The sequence below is a fragment of the Cognataquiflexum rubidum genome, assembly GCF_022538115.1.
Classification (GTDB): Bacteria; Bacteroidota; Bacteroidia; order Cytophagales; family Cyclobacteriaceae; genus Cognataquiflexum; species Cognataquiflexum rubidum.
Window position 1 is genome coordinate 61,791 of the sequence record NZ_JAKZAL010000019.1, and the last position, 19,037, is coordinate 80,827.

Annotated in this window: 15 protein-coding genes; 5 read left to right on the top strand and 10 right to left on the bottom strand. The window is 42.2% G+C overall.

From position 1 onward, the window contains the following. Window positions 1-3: 3 nt before the first annotated feature. The 9 genes from MMU05_RS17885 to MMU05_RS23180 all read right to left on the bottom strand — a co-directional run bounded on the left by MMU05_RS17885 (window position 4) and on the right by MMU05_RS23180 (window position 10,036). Window positions 4-1,185 carry an acetyltransferase domain-containing protein gene (locus MMU05_RS17885; protein ID WP_241143046.1) on the bottom strand — a complete coding sequence of 394 codons (1,182 nt, stop codon included), beginning with the start codon at window positions 1,183-1,185 and terminating at the stop codon, window positions 4-6. Window positions 1,186-1,203: 18 nt separating this feature from the next. After that, window positions 1,204-3,315: a PQQ-dependent dehydrogenase, methanol/ethanol family gene (locus MMU05_RS17890; protein WP_241143047.1), complete on the bottom strand. Its 2,112-nt coding sequence runs from the start codon at window positions 3,313-3,315 to the stop codon at window positions 1,204-1,206. A 78-nt stretch (window positions 3,316-3,393) separates the two neighbouring features. Further along, a complete protein-coding gene (locus tag MMU05_RS17895; protein WP_241143048.1) occupies window positions 3,394-3,816 on the bottom strand; it encodes a nuclear transport factor 2 family protein in 423 nt (140 codons plus the stop codon). Window positions 3,817-3,857: 41 nt separating this feature from the next. After that, window positions 3,858-4,493, bottom strand: coding sequence for a DUF2306 domain-containing protein (locus MMU05_RS17900; RefSeq protein WP_241143049.1), 636 nt, complete (start codon window positions 4,491-4,493; stop codon window positions 3,858-3,860). Window positions 4,494-4,508: 15 nt separating this feature from the next. Continuing rightward, a complete protein-coding gene (locus MMU05_RS17905) occupies window positions 4,509-5,441 on the bottom strand; it encodes an NAD-dependent epimerase/dehydratase family protein (RefSeq protein ID WP_241143050.1) in 933 nt (310 codons plus the stop codon). Window positions 5,442-5,719: 278 nt separating this feature from the next. Continuing rightward, a complete protein-coding gene (locus MMU05_RS17910) occupies window positions 5,720-6,487 on the bottom strand; it encodes a hypothetical protein (protein WP_241143051.1) in 768 nt (255 codons plus the stop codon). Between the two features lie 161 nt (window positions 6,488-6,648). After that, on the bottom strand, window positions 6,649-9,066 hold the full coding sequence (locus MMU05_RS17915; RefSeq protein ID WP_241143052.1) for a TonB-dependent receptor: 2,418 nt from the start codon (window positions 9,064-9,066) through the stop codon (window positions 6,649-6,651). Window positions 9,067-9,351: 285 nt separating this feature from the next. Then, window positions 9,352-9,870: a YybH family protein gene (locus MMU05_RS17920; protein ID WP_241143053.1), complete on the bottom strand. Its 519-nt coding sequence runs from the start codon at window positions 9,868-9,870 to the stop codon at window positions 9,352-9,354. Window positions 9,871-9,955: 85 nt separating this feature from the next. Next, window positions 9,956-10,036, bottom strand: a complete 81-nt coding sequence (locus tag MMU05_RS23180; RefSeq protein ID WP_418884480.1) for a DUF418 domain-containing protein — start codon at window positions 10,034-10,036, stop codon at window positions 9,956-9,958. A 560-nt stretch (window positions 10,037-10,596) separates the two neighbouring features. On the opposite strand from MMU05_RS23180, the gene MMU05_RS17925 reads away from it, so the two are divergent. Next, window positions 10,597-12,540 carry a tetratricopeptide repeat-containing sensor histidine kinase gene (locus tag MMU05_RS17925; protein WP_241143054.1) on the top strand — a complete coding sequence of 648 codons (1,944 nt, stop codon included), beginning with the start codon at window positions 10,597-10,599 and terminating at the stop codon, window positions 12,538-12,540. Then, window positions 12,537-13,271 carry a LytR/AlgR family response regulator transcription factor gene (locus tag MMU05_RS17930; RefSeq protein ID WP_241143055.1) on the top strand — a complete coding sequence of 245 codons (735 nt, stop codon included), beginning with the start codon at window positions 12,537-12,539 and terminating at the stop codon, window positions 13,269-13,271. The genes MMU05_RS17925 and MMU05_RS17930 overlap by 4 nt, the downstream gene beginning before the upstream one ends. Window positions 13,272-13,283: 12 nt before the next feature. Here the strand turns inward: MMU05_RS17930 and MMU05_RS17935 are convergent, their stop codons facing one another. Beyond that, window positions 13,284-14,045 carry an SDR family NAD(P)-dependent oxidoreductase gene (locus MMU05_RS17935; RefSeq protein WP_241143056.1) on the bottom strand — a complete coding sequence of 254 codons (762 nt, stop codon included), beginning with the start codon at window positions 14,043-14,045 and terminating at the stop codon, window positions 13,284-13,286. Between the two features lie 194 nt (window positions 14,046-14,239). Between MMU05_RS17935 and MMU05_RS17940 the strand changes: the two genes are divergently transcribed. From MMU05_RS17940 to MMU05_RS17950, 3 genes are read left to right on the top strand one after another with little or no spacing between them, the layout of a single operon-like run. After that, on the top strand, window positions 14,240-16,045 hold the full coding sequence (locus MMU05_RS17940; protein ID WP_241143057.1) for an FAD-dependent oxidoreductase: 1,806 nt from the start codon (window positions 14,240-14,242) through the stop codon (window positions 16,043-16,045). Then, on the top strand, window positions 16,042-17,880 hold the full coding sequence (locus MMU05_RS17945; protein ID WP_241143058.1) for a 2-oxoacid:acceptor oxidoreductase subunit alpha: 1,839 nt from the start codon (window positions 16,042-16,044) through the stop codon (window positions 17,878-17,880). The genes MMU05_RS17940 and MMU05_RS17945 overlap by 4 nt, the downstream gene beginning before the upstream one ends. Beyond that, window positions 17,855-18,907, top strand: a complete 1,053-nt coding sequence (locus tag MMU05_RS17950) for a 2-oxoacid:ferredoxin oxidoreductase subunit beta (RefSeq protein ID WP_241143059.1) — start codon at window positions 17,855-17,857, stop codon at window positions 18,905-18,907. The genes MMU05_RS17945 and MMU05_RS17950 overlap by 26 nt, the downstream gene beginning before the upstream one ends. The last annotated feature ends 130 nt before the right edge of the window (window positions 18,908-19,037 follow it).

Below are 19,037 nucleotides of genomic sequence, written 5' to 3' on the forward strand. Positions count from 1 at the left end.
AACTCAAAAGTAGCTGAGCCACCATTTGTCTTTATTACCCTGCTTATAACTGTCAAACTTTTTGCAAAGAGGAAATAACACCAGAATCACCGAAATCCAGACAACATATACTACCCAAAGCGGAAACCCATAGCCGGGAATCGGATTTTCGATTGCTCCCCATGCCGCCAAAACCATGTTCTTTTCCCAGACAAACCCTGTCATAGTCGCCAAACCTATTGCGATCAAATGAATAATATAAATGTGGATGATATAGAAAAAAAACGGAACCCTACCGAAGGTGCAGATAAAATCCACAAGCTTTCCTTTCCACTTTTCCGAATTGGCCAAAAGGAGTAAAGTCCCTCCCAAAGTCATCAAGAGAAACAATAGTGAAGGCGGGTATTTGGTTGGATTCAGGAATGAAACCAGATCCTGACTGGGTCTATCGTACTGCTGAAACAGGACAGGATCTCCATAGACATTGGTCCACCTCAGCACTACAAAAAGAATAACGGCACCCATCCCGATTATATTAAATGTCTGTCTCCTTTTTGAACTGTCCACTGACTTGTCGTAAAAGTCACCGAAACAAAACCCGAGCGACATCACTGCAATCCAAGGGATGATCGGATATCCCACCACAAACATCAGGTTGTCAGACAACATGAAAATATTGAGTTTGTGAAATAATGCCCAAGCAATTGAGTTGTCCAAACTGATAGGATCAAGAAGGTTATGTCCAAAAATGAGGATAAGGCTAAAAATCAAAATGACTTTGCGGGGTAAGTAAACCAAACCCGCCAAGACGATCATGCTGATTCCCAATGACCAGATGACCTGTAAAAGAATGATTCCAAAACTTAGATCAAAAAGCCACCCAAAATTGATCACGGTAAGCTCAATAAATACAAGCCAAAGTCCCCTTTTGAGGAGGAATCCCGACAATTCATTTTTTGGTTTTCTTTTGCCGATCATAAAAGCAGAGAGTCCTGCGAGAAAACTGAATGAAGGCGCACAGAAATGCGTGACCCAGCGGGTGAAGAAAATGGCCAAAGTTGTTTGTTCAGGATCTGCAGGGTCAAATAGGAAAGCTGGGGCGTGCACATAATCCCGGACATGGTCCAATGCCATGATGAGCATCGCCAAACCTTTGACAAGATCAATAGAGGATATTCTTTGGTTTGGGTTAGAAATCGTGGTCATTTTTTGGGTTGCGTTTCTTTACTTTGAGCTTCCTTCAACTCCCAGATCGGCTAGCTTATTATTCGCGATCGACAAAATATAATGCAGAACATCCTCTACATCCTGCTCAGACAAGCGATCTTTGAATTTCGGCATGCCCTTTCCAAGGTATTGACCCTCCAAAACAATATTTTTGAATGCAGCAAATGTCTCCGGGGAGGAAAAGGTAAGGTCGGGAATAACTCCCCCGCCATTCAAATTATGGCAGGAAGCACAATAGCGTTTAAATAGTGTATCCCCATTTTTGATCTCACCCTCTGATGCTTCAAAAGATAAGGAAATAAGCTTTGGTTCGGGTTTGTCAGGATAGCTAGGTATAGATTCATTTTTGCCTAGAGCAAAAGTATAGATCGTCCCAGGATTTATTTGTTTGGCATACTTTGACCATAATCCTAAAACACCACCCCAACCCACGGCAATCGAAACATATTGGACATCATCTATCAAATAGGTAATTGGTGCGGCAATGATGCCTGTATTTAATGCTGTTTCCCAAACTTTTTCACCGGAACTTGCATCATAGGCAACAAAATTTCCTTCCGCTGTACCTTGAAAAACCAACTCGCTTGTGGTTAGAACCCCTGCATTCCATGGAGAAGGCTGTTTCACCTGCCATACCTCTTTTTTTTCAATCGGATCCCAAGCGATGAGTTTGCCGTGCCCGGCAGGTGCCAAAGAATCCTGACGAACTGATTTGGTAGCATCATATCCTCTACCTGTATTTTTGGAATTTGGATCATCCTTAAATTTCCAGTTTGCCTCATGACCATACATCATGGACAATTCCCGCGAGGGAATGTATACCAATTTGGTTTTTGGATTGAAAGCCATCGGTTGCCAATTGTGTCCGCCAATCGCTGAAGGAGCTATCACAGCATTAATGTCAATATAGCGACTGAAATCATTTTCTATGGGCCGCCCGGTGGCAACATCAATCCCTTTTGCCCAATTGACATAGGTATAAGGGTCACCTGATATTAGCTTTCCATCCGTTCGGTCGATAACATAAAAAAATCCGTTTTTCGGTGCTTGCATCAATACCTTTCTCAGGATTCCATTGATTTCCATATCAGCAAGAATGATATGTTGGGTTGCGGTGTAATCCCACGAATCTCCTGGTGTAGTCTGATAATACCATACCAGTTCACCATCGTCAGGATTGAGTGCCACTATGGATGAAAGGTATAAGTTATCCCCTCCTCCCGGTGATCGAAGTTCTCTGCTCCACGGGCCCCCGTTTCCTGTACCGATGTATAATAATTTTAATTCCGGATCATAAGCCATGGCATCCCAAGCAGTTCCGCCTCCACCGTATCTCCACCACTCTCCTGCCCAGGTTTTGGCAGCATCTTCCATGGCTTTGGACTCAAATGGTTTGGATGGATCTCCCGGAACCGTATAGAAACGCCACATCTGATTACCTGTCATGGCATCGTAAGCCGTAACGTAACCTCTCACGCCGTATTCCGCACCACCATTTCCAATAATCACTTTTCCATCCACCACTCTGGGAGCACCGGTAATGGTATATGCCTTGGATTGATCAACAGTCAGGACTTCCCAGACTTTCTTACCTGTAGCTGCATTTATTGAAATCAGTCTTCCGTCAAGTGAACCCACAAAAATATGGCCCTTGTAAAGCGCAATTCCCCTGTTCACTACATCACAACATGCTTTTTCTCCATGTTCTTTTGGTACTTCAGGATCATAAGTCCAAATCAATTCCCCTTTTCGGGCATCTATGGCATACACGATACTCCAAGGACCTGAGATATACATAATTCCATCCACTACCAATGGTGTCGCCTCAATCCCTCTGGTTGTTCCAAGATTGAAGCTCCAGGCCAATCCCAACTCCTTGATATTGCTTTTGGTGATTTGATTCAGTGAACTGTACCGGTCTTCAGCATAATTTCTGCCATAAGACAACCAGTCTCCGGGACTCTCATCCGCGTTCAAAAGCCGATTGGTGTCAACCTGGTCGGTTACGGATTTTATATGTTCGGAAGTTCCTGGCTCGTAAGTTTTATCACAACTCAACAATGCAAAGGGGAAACAAATAGAAAATAGTATTGTGGGAGTCTTCTTCATATTTCCACATTCATTTAAATCTTCTTTACCAAATTCTTGATAAGATTTTCCGCTTCCTAACTCTGATGATTTTATTTATCAGTTATTCGGCTTATAATCGGAATGTTGCCAAGACATCAGTACCCAGTTCTTTTTTTGTTTGGCATATACGGCCGTAAATACGCCTTTGTATTTAAAAACATCTGAAGGATTGGCCTTTTGACTTATCTTTTGGTCGATCAGACCTGAAACGATTGCAGTACCACCTGATTGATTTACGGTTAGGTCTGAAAACTCATTAATAACGGCCATCGTTGAAGTTAATTCCTTTAACTCTGTACGGCCCATTTTCTGGCCATTACCTGTAATAAACACAAAGTTTTCATCGGTGTTTTCTAATATAAACATCTGATCTCCACTCTTCTCCATAAGGTCATGGAAGGTCTTTTCGGTAAAAGAACCTTGGGAATAGGCACTTAGAGTAAATGCCATAAGGAAAATAAGGATTGCTAATCTTTTCATCTTGTTTTTCATTTATTGCCTACTCTAAACAGGTTTTCGGCTTACCCCTTTTTATTCCATTGTAATACAATCTCTGTGATCAATAGCGGAATGACCCAAGAAACCCAGCCCAAAGTCGGACCCCTTTCCACGAAAGTTCCCAGCTCGATAATAGAAGGCATGGCGGCCAGCCATCTGAATATCACAAAAGCAAAAGTCACCACATAGCTCCGGATCATCCATTCCTTATGCTGCTGGATTCTCTTTCTTTTGATGGAAATAAATGCCATTGCAGCGGTACAAAACCATGCAAAAGCCAGCATTTGAAGTGCAAAGGCCCAGGTCCAGTGAATAGCCAGTGCTGTGGTCCAGGCTAGAGAAGTGGAACTGACCGTGCCGATCAAAATTCCTGTGAGGTATAATTTTCCCATCCATCGGTGCACTTTCAGGTACCTGTTCCTAAACCCCGCCCAAAACTGAAAGGGTCCCAATACCAGAGCTAGCAAACCGCCTGTGATATGCCCGATCAGCGGCCATTTCATCCTCCAGAACCTGCCGTACACTTCCTCGTCAAATCCGAAGTAGGGTAAGGCATCATGGATAATAAACTTTCCTGCAAAAACGATCAGAAAGCCCCAGGCAAACAGCATCAGCCAGGTTTTGGGTTTGTTCGGGACAAGGGTGAGGGTTTTGGCCATAAGATTTATTTCGATTTAGTATTCTCCCAATGAGACTTGTGCAGATTTAAATTTGATTCCCAGGTCTTTGATTACCAAGTTATTTGAATAGACAATTTTTGGTTTGAGATGAGGTTCTTGGTGATTAAGCATGCGGGTAATGTCGGAGACAGGATAGGTTTCACTTGTCAACAGGTAATTTTTTCCGTTCAGTCCTGTTTTGGTGGCAGATCTGAAAATAGCCTCGGCTACATCCTCTACATTTACCATGGCAAAGTCAATATCATTGTCATAGAAGCTCTGAAAAAAGGCGTCAGGAGCAATTTTATTTTTAAGCAAAAATTGAATCCCCGTGGAAGTAGAATCCTCCCGGCTAGACAAAGACTTACCGATCACCAATACAGGTGAAACCGTCACTATTTCAAAATCCAGTTTTGGATGTGAAGCTAAAAACTTCTCAACCGCACGCTGAGCAAGAAATTTGGCTTGTCCATAAGGATGGCTTTGTTCACCATAATAGGGCATATCAGATTCTTCGAAAATTTCATCGGGTTTTTTGTTCCCTGCCGGTAAAGGAAAATTGGTATTAAAAGCCGCAACAGATGCGATGATAACCACTTTTTTGATCCCGGGGGTATTCATAACCGCTTCCAAAAAGTTTTCCGTTCCCTTGACAGTAGGGTCAAATAATTCGGTTTTAGGATCATTTACCGCCAACTGAAATGGAGTGCCGCCATGGATCACGATTTCGCAACCCTTCAAAAAATCATTGAGTTCTGATTTATTCTCAACATTCAACGCGACAATCTCCAGGTTTTCAGCCTTAGGCAATTGTTTTAAATGTGCGTATTTCCCCTCTTTGGAAATATCGGTCGAGGATACTTTTACCTTGTATCCTTCTGCCAAAAATTTCTTGGTGTTATAACTTCCAATGAAGCCCGAACCACCGATTATTCCTACTGTTCTCATGTTTTATTGGTTTTATTTGGTTAATAAAAATCCTTGTTTAATTAATCATTCTTGAGTGCTTAAATGAAAATCTACATTTAGTTTTTTTGATTTGAAACCCAGCAAGGACGAACCATTACTAATTCTGTCCCAATCCATGGATTTATTACCCGAATAAAAAAAAAGGGCATCAGCGATTAGGTTAACCTAGATTGCCTCTGCCCAATTTTTATCAACTATTTTGTGAATACCCTAAAAGGGTTTACTGGTTTTCAATTTGGAATTCTTATTGACTTTCTTTATTTGCTCGGTCTACTGAGGTCTTTATCCAAAGTGTAGATGTAATTCCAGGTATTTTGAAGGGAGGACCGAAATGCTGCCTGAAGCTCATCCCTTTTGGCCTTTCCTGCATTTTTTTCAACTGTTTGCCAAACTGCCTCCTGAATAATGTCCATGGCAGCATAATCTTTGAATGGCAATACATGGTGAAAACTTGGACTTTCTGGTCCCCCAGTCTGCCATTGATACCAATAACCGCGAGTGGCTAGTCCTGCACTTTTACGGATTCCTTCCACTTCTTTGACTACTTCCATCAGCTTGTGTCCATTTTGGGGATCCAGGTCATAAAAACTCACCCTGATCATGTCTTCTGTAAGTGGGGTTGTTTTGCTGATTCCGAGTTGAAAACGTGTCACGTGTGATGTTGCTTTCTCGATATGGGGATTGATCAGCGTCCGGGCAAGATCTTGGCAGCTTTTTCCTGACTCATCAGTTTTGTCCATTTCAGCCCAGTTGGCCATATCTGAAGCAAGTACAAAGACACTTCCTTCTCCCTGCTGTCTTTGCCATAACCTCCAAGTCCAGTCCCCTTTGTTTTGCAGGTAGCAGGCCTTCCACGCCTTTACTCCTTCTCTGAATTGCATTTCATGGCCGGGCTTGATGGTAAATTCAGTCACTGACATCAAAGGACCTAAGGGTTCGGTTTGGGCGATCGAAGCTGATAGAAAAGTCCAATTAAGGACTATTCCCAATGACAGGATGATTAGATAATTTACTCTGTTTTTCATGGTTATTTTGGTTTGGTGGTTTAAACTAATTTTTGATTGAATAAAAATCATGAACCAATGTCAATTAATTTTCTCTCTTTTCAGAAGCGTTTAGGACGAACCTATTCCAAAATTGTCCCAAGATATTGATTCATTTTCCGGCCGTAAAAAACGTAATCTAATTAATTGGTAACCCTTCTCTGTTCCTCTTGGGATCCTACTTTTCTATTCCTTGTTCCTTTGATCTTACTGTTTCCAAATTTGTAAGTGTAGGTGGCCATAAACACCCTTTTTTCAAACTTGAACCTTCCAGAAAATTCCAAATCAGCACCTTCAATTGACTTCCATCGCACTTGGCTGGTTTCAAAAATATCGTTGCAGGATAACCGTAATACCCCGGCTTTATCAAAGTCTTTTTGCACACCTAGGTTAACAAAACCCCTAGAAAGCCATTTGAAATAGCCGTTGAGAGTTGGGGAAGTATAATAGCCCATCAACTCAATGCTGTATTTTTTGGGAAGGGTGAATGTATTGGTCAAGACCACCTGCAACCCTTTCTGATCCACTTCATAAACCTCCCCATTCAACTCTGAATTGACTTTTTGATAATTTGCAGTGAAGTTGTTTTGGGTTTCCCACCAGGAAGTTATTTTCAAAGGGAAAGCGACCATCATGGCAACTGTCTGGCTTTGGTCGATATTTTCTGTTCTTAGAAATACCGTATTGGTCTCTTCATCCAGCGTAGGTTGAAAAGCAGCAATCAGATTTTTATCCATACTGTACTGCACAAAGAAGATCATGCTTTTGTGGGAAAAATCTGTTTTGAAGGTATTGGTATAAGTAGGGAGGATATTTTCATTACCGGCAAAAAAGGAAAAAGGGTCAGAAAAAAACACAAAAGGTGCCATCTGATTGAATGTGGGGCGGGTAATCCTCCGCCCATAAGACACCTGAACCAGGTTGTCGTCATTGATTTTTCTGGACAAAAAGGCGGTTGGAAAGAAATCCCCGTAATGTCTGTCAACGATTTCCTCTCCCGTTACAGTGGTCAGGTTGGTTTTGGTATTTTCGTACCTGACACCTGCATTTAAGGAAGTCTTTTCATCAAGTTTAATTTTGGCTGATGAAAATGCCGCATGAATATCTTCATTGAGAAGGCCATCACTGCTGAAATTTGGATCAAATATCCAGTTAGATCCAATTTTCTCTTCGAAGACCACCGTATTTGTCAATTTTGAAAAAGTACCTCTGACACCTGATTCAACTGATACCGAATTGCCGATTTTCATGGAATGGTTCATATCTGCTACCCATAGGTCAATGGGAGTATCTTTGGTAATTCTGAAATCCTCCGAATCAATTAAATCATTGGATTCATCGTAATTCATAATGGTGTACCAGGATGGATTGGAATTTTTGTAGGTCAGGTAATCAACATTGGTGCTGATGACCTGTCCGTTTTTGAAAGTATGCTGAAGGTTGATATTACCCATAATATGGCTCCAGTAGTTTTCTTCAATCGTGTTCATCCTAAAAAGGGAATCAGGAGAAATTGAATAACTGGATGTGGTAATACTAGGAGCTGTCATATTCCATTGGGTTTCATAGCCACTGACCAAGCCACTGAGAATGGTGCTTTCACTTAATTTGTAGTCAAACCCTGCCTGGTAATTGATGGATTTTCTGGTGGAAAACCGATCCGTATAAGTTTCAATCCCAATGTCTTCAAAACCATTGTTGTTACCTCTAAAGGATTCCCATATTGCTTCCTGATTGACATATGTTGAGGACAAAATTCCAAACCAGCTGAATTTTGGGCCCTGATGGTTAAGATTGAAGCTCATGTTACCATTATATCCCGATCCATAGCCTTGCCCGACCGTCAAAGATCCATTGGTTCCAATCATCGCATTGTCTTTTTTCATCACGATATTGATAAATCCCGCATCACCGTCAGCATCATAGTTGGCAGGAGGGACAGTAATGATCTCGATCTTTTCTACATCACTTGAGTTCAGACCTGCCAGCATCTGATAGGCGGCCTCCATTGGCATCCTGAACCTATGTCCGTTCATCAGGATGACAACTCCGTTTTTCCCCAAAATAGATAGGGAATTACTCTGCCTGTTGACCATTACACCTGGAGACCTGTCCAACACATCAATAACCGACAATCCGGCAGCTGAGATGCTATTGGCCACATTGACTACCATTTTTCCCTCTTCCAACTCAAAAAATGGCCTAGCGGCCACTACAGTCACCTCCTCTAAGTTTTGGGCTTCCTCCACCACTGTTATTCCACCCAAGTCATTTTTTTCTTTTCCAGAAAAATTGAATCCGGGGGTATAGGTTTTGGAATATCCCATAAGAAAAACCTCAACAAAATATTCCCCTTTTGGTATTTCCGAAAAAATGTAGTTCCCTGTTTCATCCGTAATGATTCCTTTAACCAATGAAGAATCCGGGACGCTCTTTAGCAGCACATTAGCAAATGCCAATCCTTTGGATTGGGAATCATGGACTTTCCCCAAAATTATTCCTTGTGAAAAAAGAGGACAAATAGAAAAGGATGTTAAAACAATCAATAAAAATGCCTTCATAATTTTTATAAGTTTACCTAAATAAATATTATTTAATGGTAATTGGTAGATAAAAAATCGTGATTTTCAGGGATATAAAAAAAGATCAAGGACGAAATGGTTCAATTTTTGTCCCAAAACATGAATAAATTGTCCGAATGAAAAATTATATTTTAGTTTTATTAAAGATTAAACAGATAAGAAAATTTTTTGCTTCGGAAGCGTTAGTGTTAAAAACAAAACTGAGCGGGTATTCCAACATACCCACTCAGTATTTATAAAGAACAAAGAAATAACAGACCGAAATTAGTCTTCTTTTGAGTCATTGTTGCTAATATCTCTGACGCAGATATACTTACCATCGCGCTTTTCCCAGATCGCCATATAGCTACCCGAGGAAACTACTTTCCCCGAAGCGTCCTTTCGGGTAGTTTTCCCTACTTCGGTGATGGTGTTTTCATCCCCAAAAATATCCAATACCTCAAATGTGATGGTTTGGCCAGCAGGTCTTTTGGCCATGCTTGACTCAAATTCTTTTTGAATGGCAGCTTTGCCTACTGCAACCGGTGTACCACTACCCATACTTACTGCATCATCACTGTAGAAAGCAAGCAAAGCAGGGATGTCACCTGCATTGTCTGCGGCCGCCCAAGCATCTTCCAATGCTTGGATTTCAGCTTTGATAGCAGCCATATCAGGCTCAGCGACAACTGTCGGTGCCATTTCTTCCGGAGCTGCTGCTTCTTCTGGAGCGGGCGAGCTACAGGCAACACTAAATAGAGCGAGGGCGACACAGGCTATTCCTGTGCGAAAATAGTTTTTCATGGTCATTTTGGTTGTTGTTTAGTGCCTACTTTGGTCGGTTTTCGGCTTTCCCGTTTTTTCATTTTATCCTTACATGACAAGACAATTACTTCCTAAATGGTGGTTTTTGGAGGCAGCTCAACCTTCTCCACACCCATTCTACAGGACCGAAATGGAAATACTTCAGCTATATTTTAATGTCTTTCATCAAGTTCGTTCCTGTCTATAATGAAAATAAAAAAAGGACAACCGGGGTATATGCAACTGTTGGTCGATTCATTGCATCCCCCCGATTATCACATTTAAGGGTTTCAGACCTTATGTCTGAATCTACCTTCACCGTTCAAAAAAGGGTCACTCTTAGCAAAAAAGATAATTTGATCAAGGCATATAAATTGGGTCAAGACGCTGCATTTTTAGAAGAGTTCACTATGGTTTGTACTCAATTTCTTCCTGCCATTCATTAATCAAACATGATGATGTTTAGTCTGTGGTCAGGGAGTATGTAAGAGGTTGGTGGTTATATAATTTTTTGAATTTTTCCTTAAGTCAAGATAAGTACGAAAGACTTTCTATTGATAATGACGCTTCGAATTAAGCTTTGATCCATAAAAAAAAGAAATGACCTAGGACAAACGACCGTTATTATTGTCCGAAAGCCATCAAAAAATTTTCGGAGGTAAAACCAAGAAATAATTTTCACTGGTTTTGGCTATATTGACCTTAATAAAATATTATATTCCAGAAATGAAAAGAATTTTTTCCCTTCTGTTTTATTTGATCACTCTCCAGATAGAGGCTCAGCTATTCTATAGAAATGGGGAAATTGGGTATCTCCAGGTTTTTGTCGATACAGATGATTTTGGGGCAGAATACCTAGATCGGCTAGAATCTGACCTCAAAGAAATCAAAGTGGATACACTTAGGGTCAAAGTCATGAATGATCTCGGGTACTTTTACCACACCAGAAATCTAAAAAAATCCATGTCCATCATCACCCAGGGATTGGAGGAGGCAAGGCTGATGGACGACAAATATTGGGAGGGAAGGCTGCAGGTTTCCCAAGGAGCCATCTTGCTCAGAATGGATGAGTTGGACTGGGCAGAGATTGTACTCAAAAGTGCCATCGAAAAGATCCCTGAAAAGGAAAGCTGGCTTCTTTACACCAACTTGGGTTATGTTTTTGAAAGAAGGGGAAACCTTGGAGAAGCATTTGAATATGCCGCCAAAACATTGAAAATAGGAGAAAAATACAGGGATGAAAAGGCAATTGCCATGGCTTATTCTGATATGAGCAATCTCTTCTGGAAACAGGAGAAATATGAAATAGGCTTGGAATATGGATTGAAGTCTTTGGGGATTTTTGAAAAAAGAAACCTGAAAGACCTTGATTATGACTTTACACTCCATGTGGTGGGCAACAATCTGATCGAACTCCAGAGGTTTGATGAAGCCCGGGGATATTTTATGGAATCAATCGCTATCGGAGAGAAATATGGGTTTTACAATAACCTGAGCGATGCCTACATTTCGCTATCGGATTTATACAATAAGTCCGGGGATTATCTTGAAGCTGAAAAATCAGGATTGGAAGCTTTGAAATATGCCGAATTGTTGGAAAATGATTTTATGATAATGCGGTCCTTGCTTTCTTTGGGCAAATCCAACAACAGCATAGGCCATTTCCCCCATGCCGTCGAGTTTTTGGAAAAAAGCATTCTTGTCGCCTCCAATGACTTCGGGGATAAATATTACCTCGGACTTGTATACAATGAATTGAGCAAGGCATACGAAGGGGAAAAAAGGTTTGCAAAAGCTCTGGAAGCCAACAGAAAGTATGATGAACTCAAACAAAGTGTATTTACCACTGAGGCGGATCAGAGGATTTCCCAATTGCAGACCGAAATGAATGTCTCCCAAAAAGAGAACACCATCAACCTGCAGCAGGCAAGGTTAGAAAAACATAAAATCCTTCAGACCTTCATCCTGACACTTTCCGGACTTTTGGTGGTCATTCTTGTCATTCTTTTTATCGTAATGAGGCGACGAAAAAATTATAACCTGCTTTTGGAAAAACAGAATCTCGAAAAGGAATATTTATTGAAAGAAATCCACCACCGTGTCAAAAACAACCTGGAGACAATTTCCAGTCTCCTTGCCCTGCAGACTGCCAAGATTGAAAACAAAGAATTTCAAAGTATCATGGAACAAACCCAAAACAGGGTTCATAGTATCGGATTGATCCATCAGAAACTGTATCAGGGAAAAGACATCAAATCAATAGAAATGAAGGATTTTTTCTTGACATTGGGTGAGTACATCATAGATACCTTCAATGCCTCAAACCGAATTGAGCTTCATTGCGAAATGGAACCCCTGGGCTTGGATATAGATCGGGCAATTCCTATCGGATTGATTGTCAATGAATTGCTATCAAACTCCCTTAAATATGCTTTTCCGAATGGGGACAAAGGGAAAATCAAAGTCTCCCTTTCGGAAAAAAATTCCTATCTTATTCTTCACTTTTCCGACAACGGAATAGGTATTGGAGAAAAACCGGAAATCCGTGGATCAGGATTCGGCACTCAATTGATCAGTCTGCTGACCCGCCAACTTGACGGAAAAATGACTTTATTTACCAATTCAGGAACAGAAATCTTCTTTGAATTCCAAACCCAAAAAGCAGCATGAACCATACCACCCGAATTTTAATTGTAGAAGATGACATGATTATAGCAGCCAACATTGGTTTGCAGCTCAGCAATCTGGGATATGAAGTAACCGGACTGGAATCAAGAGGAGAAGAGGCAGTGCATCATGCTTTGGAAAACAAACCGGACATCATATTGATGGATATACAGTTAAAGGGCAAAATGAGTGGCATAGATGCAGCAAAAGCCATCAAAAAGTTTATCGACATCCCCGTGATTTACCTGACGGCCAATGTGGATGATGCGAGTTTCACAAAGGCAAAAGAAACACATCCTTTTGCTTTTATCGCAAAACCATTCAAGAAACTAGACCTTGAGAGAACCATTGCTTTGGTAGAGGAAAAAATCAAAGAGAAAAATCAGGAAATCCTATCCAATGAAACTTCATTTGAATACCAGGAAGATAGGATTTTTATCAGAAGCCAAAATAAACTAATCAAAGTCTTATTGGATGAAATCCTTTACATCGAGGCCGAAAGGAACTACTGTAACATATTTCTATCTAACCTCACATATTTGATTGTCAGTCCGTTAAGCAAACTTTGTGAAAAAATGGACCAAAAAAGTTTCATCAGAATCCACAGGTCCTACGTGGTCAATTTCTCAAAACTTGATGCAGTTGCTGATTCACATGTGGAAATTCAGGGCAAATTGATTCCGGTAGGAAAACAGTTTAAAGAAGACCTGCACCGGTTATTGAATAAGGTTTAAGAAATTCACTTTTTAACCTGCTGCCAAAATCCCCCCGTCAATTGTAAAAGCACTTCCTGTAATCCAGGAAGAGTCGTCACAGGCTAGAAAAAGCGCAAGTTTGGAAATGTCTGCCGGTAAGCCTAATCTTTTGAGCAAAGTAGCTTTTCCTGCATTGGCCACTGCTTGGGCGGGGTCAGGAAATGCAACAGCAGAAGCATGGATGAAAGGCGTATCTACGGGACCGGGACACATTGTATTGATACGGACCGTGGGACCATAATCCACTGCCACCTGTTTGGCCAATGCCAATAAAGCTGCTTTGGAAGCACAATAGGCAGGATGGTTTGGAAATGATTTGTAGGCTGCGATGGAAGAATTGACCACAACAGCTGCAGATGGCCTTTTGAGCATTTCTGGCAAGGCGAATTTCAAAAGATAAAAGACCGAATCCACATTGGTTCTGAATGTAATGTCCCAATCTGAGGGCTCCAATTCCGTCACTGAACCCAACCCAAGCATTCCGGCATTGGTCACCAATCCATCCAATTGTCCAAATGACTTAATTGCCAATTCGACCAACTGCTGATTGTAATCCATATCTCCGACATCCCCGGCTAAAAATTCAGCCTTTCCACCATTTTCTTCTATTTCTTCTGATAAATTCTTTCCTCTGGATTCATCCCTCCCACTCAGGACCAGGTTTGCACCTTCTTTGGCAAAATCCAATGCAATGGCCCTTCCCATTCCACTTGTAGCCCCTGTGATGATAAATGTTTTTTGATGGAGTTTCATGGCTAAGTTCCTATGTCTGATGTTTGATAAACTAAATCAAAAATATGCGTGATTTTGTATATTTAACAACCACCAAAATAAATTATAATTTTATATCTATAGTATCTGTATTAAATTCTGAAATTTCTTAGCTTTAAGAAGCTTTGCCTTTTTTCATCAAAAATCAGGTAAGTGACATCAAACCCATTTTAACCATGAAGCCTACCAATACCAAAGACCCCGAATACTACCATAAGGTAGTGGATTGCCAATATGCCTGCCCTGCCCACACCCCTGTACCTGAGTATATCAGACTTATCGCTGCTGAAAGATTCACTGAAGCCTATATGGTCAACTGGGAATCCAATGTTTTTCCGGGTGTCCTCGGACGAACCTGTGACCGTCCTTGTGAACCTGCTTGCCGCAGGGTAAGGGTTGAAGAAGAACCGGTCGCCATCTGCAGGCTTAAAAGAGTGGCCGCAGACAACAAAGGCGATGTCAAACAGCACATGCCGCAAGGTCCATTACCATCCAATGGAAAAAAAATCGCCCTGATCGGCGGTGGCCCGGCTTCACTCACAGTAGCAAGAGATTTGGCCCCTCTGGGATATGAAATCCACCTTTTTGACGAACAGAAGGCAGGCGGAGGAATGATGCGCAGTCAGATACCTTCCTTCAGACTTCCTGAAGAAGTGCTCAATGAAGAGGTGAATTTCATACTTGACCTTGGGATCCATACCCAATTCCTGACTTATGTCAAGAGTTTGAAAGATGTTTTGGAGGGTGGATATGATGCGGTTTTTGTTGGGACGGGAGCCCCAAAAGGAAGAGACCTTCCAAAATTGCCCGGAAGAAAAGAAGCTGATAAAAATATCCATATCGGGATAGAATGGTTGGCAGGAGTTGCATTCGAACACACCAAATCCATAGCCCAAAAAGTCATTGTACTTGGTGGTGGCAACACGGCCATGGACTGTTGCAGGACATCAAGGAGATTGGGAGGGAAAGAAGTCAAAGTGGTAGTCCGTAGCCCATTTGACGAGATGAAAGCCTCTCCTTGGGAAAAAGAAGATGCCCTTCATGAGGACATCAATATCATTGATAACCACGTTCCACTGAGTTTTGAAGTCAAAGACGGAAAACTCATCGGGATGAAATTCCAGAAGGTAAAACCCGTCTATGACGAAAACGGCAAAAGGCAACTTCTTCCAACGGAAGAAGATGATGTTTTCATTGAAGCAGATGAAGTATTGATTGCAATAGGCCAGGAAAACAGTTTCCCTTGGATAGAAAGAAACATAGGGCTGGAATTTGACCAATGGGGAATGCCTGTGGTGGATGAAACGACTTTCCAATCCACCAACCCCAAAGTATTCTTTGGCGGTGACTCCGCCTTCGGTCCAAAAAATGTCATCACGGCAGTTGCCCATGGCCATCATGCTGCAGTATCGATCCACCTGTTTTGTGAAGGATTGGATGTATATGACAGACCTTCTCCCTACACCAACCTTGTCAGCCAAAAGATGGGTATCCATGAGTGGAGTTATGACAGCAGTGTCGCAATTGACCAAAGGTACATCGTACCCCAAGCCAAGAAATCCCAAACCCTCAAAGACAGAAAGAAAGAAGTTGAATTGGGTTTTGATATCGCAACAGCTTACAAAGAAACCCAAAGATGCCTCAACTGCGATGCGCAGACGGTTTTTACAGAAGACAGGTGTATCGAATGTGATGCCTGCATGGATGTCTGCCCAACTTCCTGTATCACTTTTACGGTCAATGCAGAAGAACCCGAACTAAGGCAAAATCTCTTGGTTCCTGCAGAAAATCTAACCCAGGATTTATTGGTTTCCAAGGAATTAAAAACAGGACGTGTCATGGTCAAAGATGAAGATGTATGCCTGCACTGTGGACTTTGTGCAGAAAGGTGCCCAACCTCAGCATGGGATATGCAAAAATTCCTATACAACACGACCAAAGCCAATCAAATGATCACCCCGTTACCCCTTATAGAGAAATGACAAAAGCAGTCAATGATTTTATCATCCGGTTTGCCAATGTGAACGGCACCGGATCGGCGAGCGCCAACTACCTGTTTGCCAAAGCCATTTTCCGAATGGGAATACCGGTTACTCCAAAAAACATTTTTCCTTCCAACATTCAGGGACTTCCTACCTGGTATGAAGTGCGTGTCAGTGAAAAGGGATATCTCGGGAGAAGGGAAGGTATCGATATTTTGGTTTCTGTCAATCCCCAAAGCATGGCACAGGATGTGAAAAGTGTCAAGCCAGGCGGTTATTTTATGTATGACAGTACCAAAAAACTCCCTGCACCCTACTTCAGAGAAGACATCCACTATCTCGGTGTTCCTATGATGGAAATGTCAAACGAGGCATTTTCAGATCCAAGGAAAAGGCAACTCCTTAAAAACATCATCTATGTAGGAGCTTTGGCCAAGTTGTTAAACATGGATTATTCCGAAATCGAAAAATTGGTCGGAGAACAATTTGAAGGCAAAAAGCAACTGATAGACGCCAATATCCAAGCTCTGAAACTTGGAATGGATTATGTCGATGCAAATTTCGAGTACCCTTTAAACTTCCATCTTGAAAGAAGGAACCTCATCAAAGACAAAATTCTCGTTGACGGGAACACTGCCTGTGGCCTTGGAGCGGTCTATGGAGGTGCCACTGTCATGGCATGGTATCCGATCACGCCATCCACTTCGGTGGCGGAGGCGTTTGAGCATTATTGTGAAGAATACAGGACCGATCCTGAAACAGGCGAGAAAAAATTTGCCATCATCCAAGCTGAAGATGAACTTGCCGCTATGGGGATGGTCATCGGAGCCAACTGGAACGGTGCAAGGGGATTTACAGCAACAAGCGGTCCCGGAGTCTCTTTGATGAATGAGTTTCTAGGTTTGGCTTACTTTGCGGAGGTACCTGCTGTCCTTGTGGATGTCCAAAGAACAGGCCCAAGTACAGGCATGCCCACGAGAACACAACAATCGGACATTCTCCTCGCTGCTTATGCTTCTCACGGTGATACCAAACATGTCTTGGTTTTCCCCGCTACTCCGCATGAATGCTTTGAGATGACATCCGAAAGTTTTGACCTTGCCGAGCGCCTGCAGACACCAATCATGGTCATGACAGACCTTGACCTTGGAATGAATGACCACATCAGTGAGCCTTTTCATTGGGATCAAAAAAGAAAATATGACCGGGGAAAGGTACTCAATGCGGAGGAGTTGGAGCATATCGGGCGATTTGGTAGATACCTTGACGTGGATGGTGACGGCATTCCTTTCAGGACCTATCCGGGCACGCATCCTACCAAAGGCTCTTTCTTTACCAGAGGAACTTCACGGGATGAATACGCTGCCTATACCGAAGATGGTGCTGCCTACAAAAGAAACATGGACCGATTGATGGTCAAATGGGAAACGGCGAAGAAAATCGTTCCGAAAGCCCATTTGTACCAAAAGGAAAACAAGTCAGAAATCGGGATTTTATTTTATGGAACATCCACTTTTTCGGCAGAGGAAGCTAAAGACATTTTGGAAGAAAATGGAATCATAGTAGATGCGATCCGGATCAAAGCTTTCCCTTTTGGGGAAGAGGTGGTTCAATTCATCCATTCCCATTCGACTGTTTTTGTCATAGAGCAAAACCGGGATGCCCAATTGCGCAGCATGATGATCATGGAACTTGAAACCAATCCGGCCAAATTGATCCCTGTTTTGAATTATGATGGTATGCCGATCACGGCTGATGCCATCAAAAACCAGATTTTAAAGCATTTAAACCTAGAAAATACCCAACACCATGAGTTATCTAAAACCGCTCTTTAGACATCCGAAACTTCCGAAAAACAAACTTGGATATACCCAAAAGGAATATGAAGGCTCACTCTCTACACTCTGTGCAGGATGTGGACACGACAGTATCAGCGCAGCCATCGTGCAGGCTTGCTTTGAAATGTCTGTAGAACCACATAAAGTGGCCAAGATCTCCGGAATCGGTTGTTCATCCAAAACACCTACCTACTTTTTGGGTAATTCTCATGGTTTCAATTCTGTCCACGGCAGAATGCCTTCCGTCGCTACCGGTGCGAGCATGGCGAATAAGGACATGGTGTATTTTGGAGTTTCAGGGGACGGGGATTCAGCCTCTATTGGAATGGGACAGTTTGTCCATGTCATCCGGCGAAATCTGAATATGGTCTATATCGTGATGAACAACGGCTGCTATGGCTTGACCAAAGGACAGGATTCTGCCACTGCAGATCAGGGTTCGCGAAGCAAAGCCGGTTCAGTCAATCCATTTCAAGCTATCGACCTAGCGAGTTTGGCGATAGAATTGGGAGCAACCTTTGTGGCTCAGAGTTTTAGCGGAGACAAGCAACAATTGGTTCCGCTTATCAAGGCTGCCATGCACCATAAAGGTTTTGCCTTTCTCAATGTGATTTCTCCTTGTGTGACTTTCAACAACAATCCCGGTTCTACCAAATCCTACGACTATGTGAGGGAACATATTGAAGCTACCTCGACATTGGACTTTGTGCCTGAAATGCCCGAAATCAAAACCAATTATGAGAAAGGTAAATCCACCAGAGTGGCCATGCACGATGGCACCTTGATCCAACTGAATAAATTGGCAACAGATTGGAATCCCGAAGACAGGGTTTCAGTAGCCAATGCCCTTCAGCATGCTAGAACAAAAAATGAAATCCTGACAGGCTTACTCTATGTCAATACCGAATGGAAAGACCTTCACGGCACATTAAGCACCTGCAGCACACCCTTGAATAAACTGAAAGAAGCCGAACTTTGTCCGGGAACGGAGGCTTTGAAGGAGATCAATGCGGGGTATAGGTGAAAGAGTACATGCGCCTCCACTACATTTCTTGGAAGGAAAATCCTTGGTTTTGGGATGGAAGACCGAAGACGGAAGACGGATGTAACGGGCAATTAGCAATTTTATCAAAAACTATCTAGATAGGCTTGGT